Source organism: Myroides sp. NP-2 (genome assembly GCF_014145665.1).
In the GTDB taxonomy this organism is placed as follows: Bacteria; Bacteroidota; Bacteroidia; order Flavobacteriales; family Flavobacteriaceae; genus Flavobacterium.
The window spans coordinates 39,720-52,566 of the sequence record NZ_JACHTD010000010.1; the positions used below are offsets into that span (position 1 = coordinate 39,720).

Below are 12,847 nucleotides of genomic sequence, written 5' to 3' on the forward strand. Positions count from 1 at the left end.
ACATTGTATATTTTTCTCTGTTTTTTACTGCCTACAAAGCTAGAAATTATTTTTTATTAAAAAGCAAATTTACGAATATTTTTAACTATTTTTTTTAGACTGACAGCAATTCATCCGGTTCTAAAATAGCTTCACCTCTTAAACGCAATACGATTTGTGCCACTGTAATAACATCTTTTTCACAATAGCGCATAATGCGATCTAGATCTTGATCCTCATAGTATACACGGGCGACATCAGCTCCGTGAATATCATCTTTAGGGGAGGGAATCTGCAAAATATGCGCCAATAATTTGAGGGAGGTATAGTGCTTATAATCACCGAATTTCCACATTTCCATGGTATCTAAATGCGGAACTTCCCACGGTTTTTTTCCCATTAGATTTAGTTTGGCTGGCACTTTCAGTCCGTGAATAATCATGCGTCGGGCAATATAGGGGAAATCAAATTCCTTTGCATTATGACCACACAAAAGGTGTTCTGCCCGATTAAAATGTGCGTTCAACAAGTTGGCAAATGCTTGTAGAATCTCTACTTCTTCTCCAACAAAAGAAGTTGTTCTAAATTGGCGGTCTCCCATTTTGTAGGTAAAATACCCGACAGACAGGCAGACGATACGACCAAATTCCGCCCAAATTCCTGCCTGTGCATAAAACTCCTCTGCAGGAATTTCGCCTTTGCGTTGGTAGCGCGTTTTCTCTTCATACAACTCCTGTACAGCTGGATCCAACATGCTAAATGCGCGCTCTTGAGGAACTGTTTCAATATCTAAAAAGAGAATATGTGCTAAATTAATTCGGTCTAACATGGTTATTCATTTCGTTGGGCTAACATTTGATAAGCTTCATCAATATAGGTGTACAGGTCGTTGCTATGCGGATCTTCTTCCGTTTGCACTCCTTTGACATGACCTAAACGCACAATAATTACATTGTCTTTAGGCGATACGATGGTAAATTGACCGAGATGGCCACGCATATAGAAGAAATCTTGTCCTTTGTAGTGCTTCAACCACCATCCATAGCCATACTCTGGACTTGCTTGAAATCGAGGGACAATTGATTTAGCTACAAAAGCACTGTCGAGAATTTGCTCACCATTCCACTTGCCATAGTCTTTATATAATTTGCCGAATCGAGCAAAATCTCTAGCTCCACTCGTAAAGCAACAATATGATTTCTCAATTCCATCGCCCTTGTGGTCGATTTGCCATAAAGCATCATTTTCGGCGCCCATTGGTTTCCAAAAATAAGTAGAAACATAATCCGCTAGCGTTTTACCTGTTGCTTTTTCCAAGACCATGGTCAATAATTGAGTATCCCCACTTTTGTAGATAAATGCTTGTCCTGGTTGATCTTTTATCTCTAATCCCATCATCACCCCTCTGAGATCTTTGTCAAAATAGGCACGCGTTACAATAGAAAAAGGGCTGTAATAGCCTTCGTCCCAATCCAAACCAGAAGCCATCGAAGACAAATCTCCCACCGTAACCTCTTGGCTGTATTTTCCCTTTAACTCGGGTAAGTATTGAATGACTTTATCCTCTAAACTTTTAATCTCCCCGCGTTGAATTGCTTTTCCCAAAGCAGCAGATACCACACTCTTTGCCATGGAAAACGAATTCGTTTTGCTATTTGCTGTATAAGAATCATAGTAGGCCTCATGCCAAAGGCTGTCGTTTTTGATAATCAAAAAAACAATGGTTTGTAGCTCTTTGTGGGTGGTTGCCAAAACGGCTGTAGGAGCAACAGTATTGTAATCCTTCGCTACAGGCCATGGTTGTGCCTCACCTGCTGGAATATTTCGTGTTGGAAAATAGTGATAATCATCTAAAAACGCCGTTTTATAACCATTAAAATAAATCGTGCGTACAGCGGTAAATAAGTAATCTACCTTAAATACATAAGCCAGTAGGACGATTCCAGCTATAAGTATAAGCAATCCTTTTAGGAATTTCCATAGTATTTTCATAATCAATTATTCTTGTTGATAGTTAAATGTACCAATTTTTTTCGCTGAATTTGAGGATTTTGCCTTCAATCTTATAAAATCGTCAAAATAGGGCTGAATTGCCAAAAGCCTTTTATCTTTGCAACTCAATTCCCTTAATTTAAAATTGCTTCTTATATGCACTTTATATCCAAAGAATTAGAAGATTACGCGGCAAAACACAGTGAGAACGAACCTGAATTACTGGCTCAACTCGACAAAGAGACACACCAAAAAGTATTGCAACCACGTATGCTTAGTGGTCATTTTCAAGGCCGTTTCTTAAGTATGATCTCCAAACTAGTACACCCCATGCACATTTTGGAAATAGGCACATTTACTGGTTATGCAACCTTGAGCTTAGCGGAAGGATTAAAAGCAGAAGGAACGATAGACACCATTGACGTCAATGAAGAATTGTACGATTTTCAGCGCAAGTATTTTGACCTATCTCCCTATGCCTCACAAATTACTCAACACTTGGGAAGTGCGTTAGACATCATTCCACAACTTGACAAAAAATACGATTTAGTTTTTATTGATGCTGATAAACAAAATTACAGCAATTACTTTGAATTGATCATTAATAAAATGAATCCTGGAGGAATTATTTTGTCGGACAATGTATTGTGGTCAGGCAAAGTGATTGAAGAAATCAAAGCCAATGACAAAAGCACACTTGCCTTAGATCGATACAATAAGCTTTTGAAAGAAGATCCTCGAGTTGAAACGGTTTTACTTCCGATTCGAGATGGATTAACAGTATCTCGCGTACGATAAATAAAAAAGGGATTTGGCAGCAACCAAATCCCTTTTTGTATTAGATCAATTTATCGTCATATTTTCTTTCGATCCACAAGAAGATCTGATAGAAGAGTGTACCTGCGGCTAACCCGAAGCAATACCCCACTAAAATATCAAAGGGAAAGTGCATGGTTAGATAGATTCTACTATAAGCGAAAATCAGTGGAAATATAAACACCAAATACGCGTGTTTGTAGTAGCGTCTTAGCAGCAAAAACATAAATAGCATATTAGCCATGGAGTTTGATGCATGTCCAGAAAAGAAACTCAGACTAGGGCTACATTTCACAATGCGAATCATAGCTTGTATATCTTCTGTATTACACGGCCTAGGTCGTCCTACAGTATATTTTACTAGGTTAGTCATTTGATCTGTAAAAGCGACAAGTCCTGCTAATAGCAACAAAATAACTCCTAATTTTTTGAGGGAAACTTTGCGATAGGTTAAATAAAGTAATAGCACAAAAAATGGAAGCCAATTGAGCTGTTTGGTAATAAACAACCAAAAAGGATCATAGGCTTCACTGCCTAATCCATTAAAAAAAATCAACCACTCTTTATCGAGTTGAATAAGACGATCTAACATTAGTTTCTTCTTTTAATTGGCCCTGTAATATTTTCAATATCTTCTTTCTGCTTTTCGAGCTCTTGTTGCATATCCTTAATCGGGTTAACATGCTCTTCCAAATTCAAAGCTTCTTCTATATCTTTTTTAATACCTGATTCGTCAGCACTTTTGTTGATTTCATGTTTAATATCATTTGTAGCATTTTTTACTTGAGCCATGAATTTACCAAAAGCTCGCGCCATTTCTGGTACTTTATCTGAACCAAAAAGCATTAAAATGATTAATATGATAAAAAAAAGTTCTCCGCCTCCTATTCCAAACATAACTCTATTTTTAGTTAAGATACAAATCTACAACGTTTATTATTTTTTATTCACAATCTATCGACTTAAATTTCGCTATTCTATTGTTAAAGTATCCTTTACCTCAGTGGCATGTATTTTATCGCCTAGTAAATCGAGAAATTCCATTGCCAGTACTCCTGTCCTAGAAGCTATTTTTTCTTTTTCCACAACACTAGCAGTTAAAAAGCCCGACATCAAATCATCATCCGAAACATAATACGCAAAACCAATCACGTAATCTTTGGGGATACTGTATTCTTTAATTAACACATATTCATCCATGACACTCAGAAACTTCTCTTTTCTCATCTCTTGTTTTTCGTACTTCAAGGCTTTTTTCAACATAGCTGTACGTCCACTAATCCAATTGACAATTGCACTCACTGGGATAATTCCACTACCGGAAGTTGCCGTATAGAGTCGTCTTTCCGCAGGAGTATACCGTCTTACATTTGATGGAACGAGTCCCAAAGAGGAAGAAGACATATGGGTAATGACAATTTCATTCAATTGCCTATTCAAGTCATTCGGCTCCAAGGGAATTAATACAATATCACGTTTAAAGTCAATGTCATCCAAAACATAGCGGTACCCGATAAACAAAGGTCCGGAGAACATTAATGTATCGTTTTCCTGTGCTTGAATAGTAAAATATCCACCTTGTTCTGTTACCAAAGCATCACCCGTATTAATATTGGACACGTAAATCCCCTTGAGATCTTTGCTTCGAGAAACGATTTTCCCGTGTAAAGGGACTCTATCTTGAGCAAATACCCCCACACCTAGTATCAACAGCAAAAAGGTTAAAACTAATTTCATCTACTAATATATTAATGAAGTCTGTAAAAATATCTTATAATCGCATAAAGCAAAATTATAATCGTGTAAAGTTATGTTAAATATAAAAAGAACTGAAATCAATCCTTCTTTTTCATTTGACGAATAAAGTCTATTTTTGTTACTTCTAAATGAGTAACCATGAAAAATATAATCATAGCGAGTACTTCAACCTTACACAATCAGGGTTTCTTGGAGTACCTATTACCAACTTTATCGAACCACTTTAGGGCGGGATCGACAATTGTTTTTATACCGTATGCCCGTCCAGGAGGAATTAGTCATGACGACTACACAGCAAAAGTAAGAGAAGCGCTTAAACCGATCCAGGTAGAGGTGAAAGGGTTACACGAATTTGACGATCCCAAAGAGGCGATCCAACAAGCAGCGGGAATCTTTACTGGAGGGGGAAACACTTTTTTGCTAGTGAAACAGCTGTATGCGCATGATTTGGTACAAACCATTACCTCAGTTGTCCTAAATGGAACACCGTATTTGGGTTGTAGTGCAGGAAGTAATATCTGTGGATTGACCATGGAAACGACTAATGACATGCCGATTACCTATCCTCCTTCGTTCAAAACTTTTGGTTTCGTTCCTTTCAATATCAACCCACATTATTTAGATCCATTAGCAGGATCTACGCATATGGGGGAAACGAGAGAAACGAGAATTAATGAATTTCACACGCTAAATTCTCAGCCAGTTGTAGGCTTGCGTGAGGGAAGCTGGCTCACCGTTTATGGCGATCGCATTCTATTGCAAGGGACATTAGCTGCCCGTATTTTTGAACAGAACAAAGCAGCATATGAAGTTGATCCCGATACTGACTTAAGTACGTTAAAATAGAGATTGAACAAGAGTAAAAAAACAGGACATACCCCCATAGAGGCAGTCTTTACCCTATACAATAAAAAAAGCCTGCAGATGTGCAGGCTTTTTTGTTGAGCGGAAGACGAGGCTCGAACTCGCGACAACCAGCTTGGAAGGCTGGAGCTCTACCAACTGAGCTACTTCCGCAGGTGATGATCTTTAGAAACTTTCATCAAGTTTTTGGAGCGGAAGACGAGGCTCGAACTCGCGACAACCAGCTTGGAAGGCTGGAGCTCTACCAACTGAGCTACTTCCGCAGGTGATGATCTTTGTAAACTTTCATCAAGTTTTTGGAGCGGAAGACGAGGCTCGAACTCGCGACAACCAGCTTGGAAGGCTGGAGCTCTACCAACTGAGCTACTTCCGCAGGTGATGATCTTTGTAAACTTTCATCAAGTTTTTGGAGCGGAAGACGAGGCTCGAACTCGCGACAACCAGCTTGGAAGGCTGGAGCTCTACCAACTGAGCTACTTCCGCAGGTGATGATCTTTAGAAACTTTCATCAAGTTTTTAGAGCGGAAGACGAGGCTCGAACTCGCGACAACCAGCTTGGAAGGCTGGAGCTCTACCAACTGAGCTACTTCCGCATTTGTGGATGCAAATATAAGGCATTTTTCAAATTTTATGCAAGAAATAAAAAGATATTTTTTTATCAATCTTTTTATTTCTTTTTCTTCTCACAGAATATCAATAAGATATCCCAAAACAATTGCTTAAAAAAAATCTTTTTTCGCATCAATTCTAATCAAATTCACATCCTGTTCCCCTCTCCCAAAAGAGTTTTCTACCTTTCCAAATCCATCTTCCTCCCAAAACAAGGTCATTTTTATGACGAACGGTGTTTAAACTGAATGATTAGGCGAAAATACCTCTTTTTTTTTCTTACTATTTCCTTGTGAAATACGCAAAACTATTCTAACAACCCCATCCATATAAACAAAAAAACAATTCATATTTTGAGAAATTCGCTATGAATACAGGGAATTAAAAACCATTCAATCATCCTCTAACCCCTTTTAACATTGAATTTTCACCTTATATAGACGTCGTCTACATAATTTAAGAGAACTTTAAGTTTGTTTGGTTTGGTGATTACAAAACTAACCCTATCTTTGCGCTACTTAATTATTATAGAATCATTCTCAATATGCAATACGACCAACGATTAGTCGATTTATTCCAAGATTTTTGTGCACATCATGAAGTGGTATATCATTTCTCGCCATTAACGGCGCAGATCTACACTTACATTATGTTCAACAACAATCGAGATGGAGTGACTTTCGACGAACTTGTAGACCGGTTAAATGCGAGTAAGAGTTCCGTATCCACTAGTTTGAACTTACTTATCAGCAACAACCAGATTGAGCACTTCAACAAAATAGACGAACGGAAGCGGTTTTTCCGTTTAAATTCCAATTTTATAACCGCACGATTAGAGTTGATCAAAAATATGTTAGATCGCGAGTCAGTCTTGACCTTAAAACTCAAAGGATTTGCCGAAGAAGGCTTAATCAACACCAACAACTGTCAAGCGAAAATGAAACTCTATATCGATCACTTAGAAAACAGCAAAGTTCAGTTAGCAAACACAATAGAAAAATTAAAAAGTACAAACCAGTAATTTATATGAAACGTTATTTGCATACTATCGTTCTTGGTTCTCTTTCATCACTTGCCGTAATATCATGCGGAAAGAAAGAGCAAGCACAAGGAGGGCAAGGTCCAATGCCATACCAAGTAATTCAAGTTCCAACACAAGATGTTGTTGGTCATACTTCGTATCCAACATCCCTACAGGGAAAAGTTACTAGTAGCGTTCGCGCGAAAATAACAGGATACATACAGGAAGTTTACGTAGACGAAGGTTCACTAGTAAAAAAGGGACAACCTTTATTCCGTTTAGAAACCAATGTTTTAACACAAAATGCGGATGCTAGCAAAGCAGCCATCAAAACAGCCGAGGCTCAAGTTAATGTAGCACAAGTCAATGTAGACAAATTAGTTCCTTTAGTACAAAAAGGAATTATCAGTAACATTCAATTGGAGACGGCAAAAGCAAATCTAGCTAGTGCACAAAGCCAACTAGCTTCGGCTAGAGCGAACTACAATAGTGTAGCTGCAAATATTGATTTCTCTATTGTGAGAAGCCCAATAGATGGTATTGTAGGGGCTATCGCCTTCCGTGAGGGAACGTTAATTTCACCTAGCGATCCTACACCGTTGACCACAGTTTCTGACGACAGCGAGATGTTTGCTTATTTCTCTATGAATGAGAAGGAGTACTTTAACTTCGTTGAGAAAATTGAAGGAAATACATTAAAAGAAAAATTAAATCATTTACCAGAAGTTGAGTTACAGCTAGCTAATGGATCGACTTACCAATACAAAGGAAAAATCGAAACAATCAGTGGACAAATCAACACAGCAACAGGTACAGTACAAGTACGTGCGGCATTCCCGAACAAAGAGCGCATTTTGAGCACAGGGAACAGTGGAACTTTACTAATTCCACAAACGTATACTGATGCGATGGTTATTCCAGAATCTTCAACTTTCGAGCAGCAAGGTCAAATCTATGTGTATAAAGTAGAGAATGACACAGTAAAAGCGACTCAAGTAGAAGTAATAGATCGCGTAAACAAACTAGCTGTTGTAAAATCGGGTCTTGAAAAAGGACAAACAATTGTAGGTACAGGATTGGGTACGTTGCGCAATGGAACAGCGATTACACCAACGCCAACGACAATTGAGAAGATCAACGACTACAAACCAACATTCTAAACTATGTTAAAGACATTTATTGAAAGACCTGTTCTATCGACAGTTATTTCTATTCTAATAGTAATCTTGGGGGTGTTAGGGTTAACCGCGCTTCCGGTAACGCAATATCCTGATATTGCGCCTGCTACAGTTCAAATTAACGCCAGTTATCCAGGTGCGAATGCTGAAACTGTCATGCAAAGTGTGATCATCCCGATTGAAGAGCAAGTAAACGGGGTAGAAAACATGGATTACATTACCTCTACTGCCAGTAATGACGGTAGCGCGAGTATTCAAGTAATCTTTAAACAAGGGGTTGACCCGGATATTGCAGCAGTAAACGTACAAAACCGTGTGGCCCGTGCTACACCGCTTTTACCAGCAGAGGTAACGCGTTCAGGTGTAACGACACAAAAGCAACAAACCAGTGCGTTGATGTTCTTGTCATTCTACTCGGACAATCCAAACTACGATGCGATTTACATCCAAAACTACATGAATATTAACGTTATTCCTGAGTTAAAACGTGTAAGTGGTGTAGGGGATGCTCAGGCATTTGGTTCGCGTAACTACTCGATGCGTATTTGGATTGAACCTGCAAAAATGAAAGCCTATGGCCTAGTACCGTCAGATGTTGTTCGCGTATTAAACGAACAAAGTTTGGAGGCTGCTGCAGGACAGTTGGGTGAAAACAATGCAGAAGCTTTCCAATACGTAATTAAATACAGCGGAAAGTATAAAACACAAGAACAATATGAAAATATTGTTATTAAGTCATTAGCTAATGGACAAATACTTTTATTAAAAGACGTAGCTAAGATTGAGCTAGGTGCGATGTCCTATGTAGGTAACTCGGAACTAGACGGACACCCGGCAGTTGCGATGGCGATCTACCAAACGCCAGGTTCAAACGCACAAGAAATTAACAAGCACTTACATGCTGAGTTAGAATCTCTATCGAAAAACTTCCCTGACGGAATTCACTACAAAGTGTTGATGGATACCAATGAATTCTTGGATGCTTCAATCAGTAAGGTAGTAACTACGTTAATTGAAGCGTTTATCTTAGTGTTCTTTGTGGTATATATCTTCTTACAAGACTTTAGATCAACGTTAATTCCGTTGATTGCAGTACCGGTTTCAATTGTGGGTACGTTCTTCTTCTTGAATGTTTTTGGATTCTCGTTGAACTTACTAACCCTATTTGCCCTCGTACTTGCCATTGGTATTGTGGTGGATGATGCCATCGTTGTGGTGGAGGCCGTCCATGCCAAGATGGAAGCCACGGGTGAAGATGCTCTGGAAGCGAGTAAAAGTACCATGGATGAAATTTCAGGTGCGATTATTTCGATTACCCTAGTAATGGCGGCAGTATTTATTCCGGTAACCTTTATTAGTGGTCCTACGGGAGTATTCTATAAACAGTTCGGTATTACCCTTATTATTGCGATTTTAATTTCAGCAGTAAACGCTCTTACCTTGAGTCCTGCCCTATGTGCGGTATTCTTGAAACACCACGATGTGGTAGAGCACGGAAAGAGAAAGAATTTACTTCAACGTTTCTTTAGAGCGTTCAACATCGCATTTAATAGCATTACAGAAAAATACGGTAACTCATTCAAGCTATTATTAAAGCACAAATGGATCACCTTTGTAGTTTTAATTGCGTGTTTAGGGATCACTTATTTTTCGGCCAAAACAATGCCTACTGGATTCGTACCAAACGAAGATCGTGGATTCATCATGGGTAACATTGAGTTACCAGCAGGTGCTTCTCAAGACCGTGTGGTAGCTATTCAGCGAGAATTCTCGAAAATCGTAAAACAAATTCCAGGGGTTGATGGGGTAACTGTAGTATCCGGATTCTCTTTCATCAACGGTCAAGGGTCAAACTACGGTATGGCGATGATCAAGTTGAAAGACTTTAAAGAAAGAAAAGCGCCAGAATTAGCGACTGATGTGGTAATTGGAAAATTATTCGGATTAGCAGCAACACAATTCCAAGATGCAAGGATGATTTTCTTCCAACCGCCAAGTATTCCTGGTTTCGGTATGTCATCTGGTTTTGAGCTAAAATTATTAGATAAAACAGGAGGTTCGTTAACTGATTTCGACGCGAAATCAAAAGAGTACTTAGGTGCATTAATGGCACGTCCTGAGATCTTGTATGCGCAATCGTCATTTAACACGAACTACGCACAATATGAGTTAGACTTAAATATACCAAGAGCCAAAGAATCAGGCGTATTAGTAAGCGACATTTTCTCTGCTTTACAAGGGTATATTGGAGGTATATATGCGGCTGACTTTACTCGTTTTGGTAAACAATTCCGTGTAATGGTTCAATCTTTACCAGAATATCGTTCAAATGTAAATAGCTTAAATGAGATTTATGTGAGAACAGGTTCAGGCGAGATGGCTCCAATCACACAGTTTGTAAACTTGACCAAAGTTTACGGACCACAGTCGATCAACCGTTACAACTTATTTACTTCATCGAATATTACAGGAGCTCCAAAACCTGGATTCAGTTCGGGAGATGCAATTAAAGCAGTACAAGAAGTTGCGCAACAAAACTTATCAGCGAGTTATGGCGTTGACTTTACCGGACTATCTCGTGAGGAGATTAATGCAGGAAACCAAACGGTATTAATTTTCTTCTTATGTGTGGTATTTGTATACTTCTTACTCTCTGCACAATACGAAAGTTATATGTTGCCATTTGCGGTAATTTTATCGTTGCCAACTGGTATCATGGGAGCATTCCTTGCGCAAAAAATAGCAGGTTTAGAAAACAATATTTACTTCCAGATTGCCCTGGTCATGCTCGTTGGACTACTCGCGAAAAACGCCATTTTGATTGTGGAGTTCGCTGTTCAACGCAGAAGACATGGTGAATCAATTGTAGAGTCAGCAATCAACGGAGCGAAAGCGCGTTTAAGACCGATTCTGATGACGTCATTTGCGTTTATCTTAGGATTAATGCCATTAGTTTTCGCAGGTGGAGTTGGATATATTGGAAACCGTTCAATCGGTACAGGTGCTGCATTTGGTTTATTGATTGGTACGATTATCGGGGTATTTGTAATTCCTGTATTGTATGCAATATTCCAATATCTTCAAGAGAAAATTAAACCAATTAAATTTGAAGAAATTAAGTCTGAATAAAATGAAAAAACAATTTATATACAGAGCGATTCCTGTTGCTATATTAGGACTTACCTTGCAATCTTGTATAGTTGCAAAGAAATACGATAGACCTGATGTTATTCAAGAGGAACAATATAGAGGTAGTAGTACTTCAGACTCTCTTTCCATGGCTACAATGTCATGGAAGGAGTTATTTTCTGACCAAACCTTAATTCAGTATATTGAGACTGGGTTAGAAAACAACTTGGACATGCTAATTGCCATTGAGAATATCAATGCTGCCCAAGCGTATATGCAACAAGGTAAATGGGGCTATGCTCCTACTTTAAGTGTTGGTGCAAATTACACCCACAGCATTCAGTCTAAAAATGGTCCACAAGGGATTATGTATGGCGACAAACGCGTAAAAACAGACTTGTATGATGTTACAGGGCAGTTTTCTTGGGAGTTAGATGTTTGGGGTAAACTCAGAAGTAACAAAAGAGCGTTTGTGGCAAGTTATTTGCAAACCGTATCTGCACAACAAGCTGTAAAAACACAGCTAATCTCTACCATTGCAACTACGTATTTTCAATTAGTTGCATTAGACAGACAAAAGGAGATTACAGAACTAACCATTGCGAACAGAAAAAACAGTTTAGAGACAATTAACGCGTTAAAAGAATCTGGACAAGTTGACGAAATCGCAGTAAAACAAACGCAAGCACAACTGTACAATGCGCAAGCTTTATTGGTTGATTTAAACAACAACATCAAAATAACTGAGAATACTTTCAGTATTTTACTCGGACAAAATCCAGGGGAGATCAAAAGAGAGAAGTTGAGTGATCAAAAAGTGAATGCTGATCTTACCATTGGTGTTCCTATGCAACTCTTGGCCAATCGTCCAGATGTTCGAGCAGCAGAATACGGCTTAGTAAACGCTTTTGAGATGACGAATGTTGCGCGAGCAAACTTCTACCCTTCTTTGCGTTTAACTGCAAATGGCGGTCTTCAAAGTCTTGATTTTGACGAGTTATTCAATACGAGTTCTGTGTTTGCTAACTTCATCGGTGGTTTAACCCAGCCTTTGTTAAATGGTAGACAGATCAGAACGCAACACCAAGTAGCTCAATCCAAAAAAGAACAAGCGTATCTTGGGTACAAAAAAGCAATCTTAACGGCTTCTAAAGAGGTTTCTGACGCCTTGTATACCTATGAAAGTGCTTCGGAAAAATTAGACCTGAAGAAAAAAGAATACGAAGCCTATCAATTAGCCACCACTTATTCTGAAGAATTATTGGTGCAAGGGATGGCGACGTACTTAGATGTATTAACAGCGAGAGAAAATGCTCTTGCCGCTGAATTAAGCTACATCAACACCGAGTTAACTCAACTTACTACTTTAGTACAGTTGTACCGTTCTCTAGGTGGTGGAATAGAATAGTACACCAACACATCCATAGTTAAAAAGAGGGTGTCCCTAAAAGGGACATCCTCTTTTGCTTTTATCGAAAACGTATTTTTTTAGTCAACGGCA

The 12,847-nt window shown here is 38.7% G+C and carries 11 protein-coding genes and 5 tRNA genes; 6 read left to right on the forward strand and 10 right to left on the reverse strand.

Translation table 11 applies throughout. The features are described from left to right. Positions 1-94 precede the first annotated feature (94 nt). A complete protein-coding gene (locus H4K35_RS10700) occupies positions 95-808 on the reverse strand; it encodes a 3'-5' exonuclease (RefSeq protein WP_182627810.1) in 714 nt (237 codons plus the stop codon). Between the two features lie 2 nt (positions 809-810). After that, positions 811-1,971 carry a serine hydrolase gene (locus H4K35_RS10705; RefSeq protein ID WP_182627812.1) on the reverse strand — a complete coding sequence of 387 codons (1,161 nt, stop codon included), beginning with the start codon at positions 1,969-1,971 and terminating at the stop codon, positions 811-813. 156 nt (positions 1,972-2,127) lie between these two features. Between H4K35_RS10705 and H4K35_RS10710 the strand changes: the two genes are divergently transcribed. Beyond that, the gene (locus tag H4K35_RS10710) at positions 2,128-2,769 is read left to right on the forward strand and encodes an O-methyltransferase (protein WP_182627814.1); all 642 of its coding nucleotides are present in this window, start codon (positions 2,128-2,130) and stop codon (positions 2,767-2,769) included. 40 nt (positions 2,770-2,809) lie between these two features. Here the strand turns inward: H4K35_RS10710 and H4K35_RS10715 are convergent, their stop codons facing one another. From H4K35_RS10715 to H4K35_RS10725, 3 genes are all read right to left on the reverse strand, one after another. Further along, positions 2,810-3,379, reverse strand: a complete 570-nt coding sequence (locus H4K35_RS10715; RefSeq protein ID WP_182627816.1) for a phosphatase PAP2 family protein — start codon at positions 3,377-3,379, stop codon at positions 2,810-2,812. Next, on the reverse strand, positions 3,379-3,684 hold the full coding sequence (locus H4K35_RS10720) for a twin-arginine translocase TatA/TatE family subunit (protein WP_182627818.1): 306 nt from the start codon (positions 3,682-3,684) through the stop codon (positions 3,379-3,381). Before H4K35_RS10720 ends, H4K35_RS10715 begins: the two co-directional genes overlap by 1 nt. Positions 3,685-3,759: 75 nt before the next feature. Next, entirely contained in the window at positions 3,760-4,524 is a 765-nt protein-coding gene (locus tag H4K35_RS10725; RefSeq protein ID WP_182627820.1) for a hypothetical protein, read from the reverse strand. A gap of 159 nt (positions 4,525-4,683) precedes the next feature. Here H4K35_RS10725 and pepE point away from each other — a divergent pair, with 159 nt between their 5' ends. Next, positions 4,684-5,391 carry a dipeptidase PepE gene (pepE, locus tag H4K35_RS10730; protein WP_182627822.1) on the forward strand — a complete coding sequence of 236 codons (708 nt, stop codon included), beginning with the start codon at positions 4,684-4,686 and terminating at the stop codon, positions 5,389-5,391. Between the two features lie 98 nt (positions 5,392-5,489). Here the strand turns inward: pepE and H4K35_RS10735 are convergent. From H4K35_RS10735 to H4K35_RS10755, 5 genes are all read right to left on the reverse strand, one after another. Next, positions 5,490-5,562, reverse strand: a tRNA-Gly gene (locus tag H4K35_RS10735). A 34-nt stretch (positions 5,563-5,596) separates the two neighbouring features. Continuing rightward, positions 5,597-5,672, reverse strand: a tRNA-Gly gene (locus tag H4K35_RS10740). Between the two features lie 34 nt (positions 5,673-5,706). Then, a tRNA-Gly gene (locus H4K35_RS10745) sits at positions 5,707-5,782 on the reverse strand. Positions 5,783-5,816: 34 nt separating this feature from the next. Next, positions 5,817-5,892, reverse strand: a tRNA-Gly gene (locus H4K35_RS10750). A gap of 37 nt (positions 5,893-5,929) precedes the next feature. Beyond that, positions 5,930-6,002, reverse strand: a tRNA-Gly gene (locus H4K35_RS10755). A 560-nt stretch (positions 6,003-6,562) separates the two neighbouring features. Between H4K35_RS10755 and H4K35_RS10760 the strand changes: the two genes are divergently transcribed. Genes H4K35_RS10760 through H4K35_RS10775 form a run of 4 tightly spaced genes read left to right on the forward strand, consistent with a single transcriptional unit; the run spans position 6,563 to position 12,754 of the window. Continuing rightward, positions 6,563-7,039, forward strand: coding sequence for a GbsR/MarR family transcriptional regulator (locus H4K35_RS10760; protein WP_182627824.1), 477 nt, complete (start codon positions 6,563-6,565; stop codon positions 7,037-7,039). Positions 7,040-7,044: 5 nt separating this feature from the next. After that, entirely contained in the window at positions 7,045-8,199 is a 1,155-nt protein-coding gene (locus tag H4K35_RS10765; protein ID WP_182627826.1) for an efflux RND transporter periplasmic adaptor subunit, read from the forward strand. 3 nt (positions 8,200-8,202) lie between these two features. Then, entirely contained in the window at positions 8,203-11,346 is a 3,144-nt protein-coding gene (locus H4K35_RS10770) for an efflux RND transporter permease subunit (RefSeq protein WP_182627828.1), read from the forward strand. A 1-nt stretch (position 11,347) separates the two neighbouring features. Next, the gene (locus H4K35_RS10775; protein ID WP_182627830.1) at positions 11,348-12,754 is read left to right on the forward strand and encodes an efflux transporter outer membrane subunit; all 1,407 of its coding nucleotides are present in this window, start codon (positions 11,348-11,350) and stop codon (positions 12,752-12,754) included. The last annotated feature ends 93 nt before the right edge of the window (positions 12,755-12,847 follow it).

Excerpts from the sequence above, each read along its gene's own strand:
- H4K35_RS10705 (WP_182627812.1), bottom strand. The coding sequence starts at position 1,971 with ATGAAAATACTATGGAAATTCCTAAAAGGATTGCTTATACTTATAGCT.
- H4K35_RS10770 (WP_182627828.1), top strand. The coding sequence starts at position 8,203 with ATGTTAAAGACATTTATTGAAAGACCTGTTCTATCGACAGTTATTTCT.
- H4K35_RS10710 (WP_182627814.1), top strand. The coding sequence starts at position 2,128 with ATGCACTTTATATCCAAAGAATTAGAAGATTACGCGGCAAAACACAGT.
- H4K35_RS10715 (WP_182627816.1), bottom strand. The coding sequence starts at position 3,379 with ATGTTAGATCGTCTTATTCAACTCGATAAAGAGTGGTTGATTTTTTTT.
- H4K35_RS10765 (WP_182627826.1), top strand. The coding sequence starts at position 7,045 with ATGAAACGTTATTTGCATACTATCGTTCTTGGTTCTCTTTCATCACTT.
- H4K35_RS10775 (WP_182627830.1), top strand. The coding sequence starts at position 11,348 with ATGAAAAAACAATTTATATACAGAGCGATTCCTGTTGCTATATTAGGA.
- H4K35_RS10760 (WP_182627824.1), top strand. The coding sequence starts at position 6,563 with ATGCAATACGACCAACGATTAGTCGATTTATTCCAAGATTTTTGTGCA.
- H4K35_RS10700 (WP_182627810.1), bottom strand. The coding sequence starts at position 808 with ATGTTAGACCGAATTAATTTAGCACATATTCTCTTTTTAGATATTGAA.
- H4K35_RS10725 (WP_182627820.1), bottom strand. The coding sequence starts at position 4,524 with ATGAAATTAGTTTTAACCTTTTTGCTGTTGATACTAGGTGTGGGGGTA.
- pepE (WP_182627822.1), top strand. The coding sequence starts at position 4,684 with ATGAAAAATATAATCATAGCGAGTACTTCAACCTTACACAATCAGGGT.
- H4K35_RS10720 (WP_182627818.1), bottom strand. The coding sequence starts at position 3,684 with ATGTTTGGAATAGGAGGCGGAGAACTTTTTTTTATCATATTAATCATT.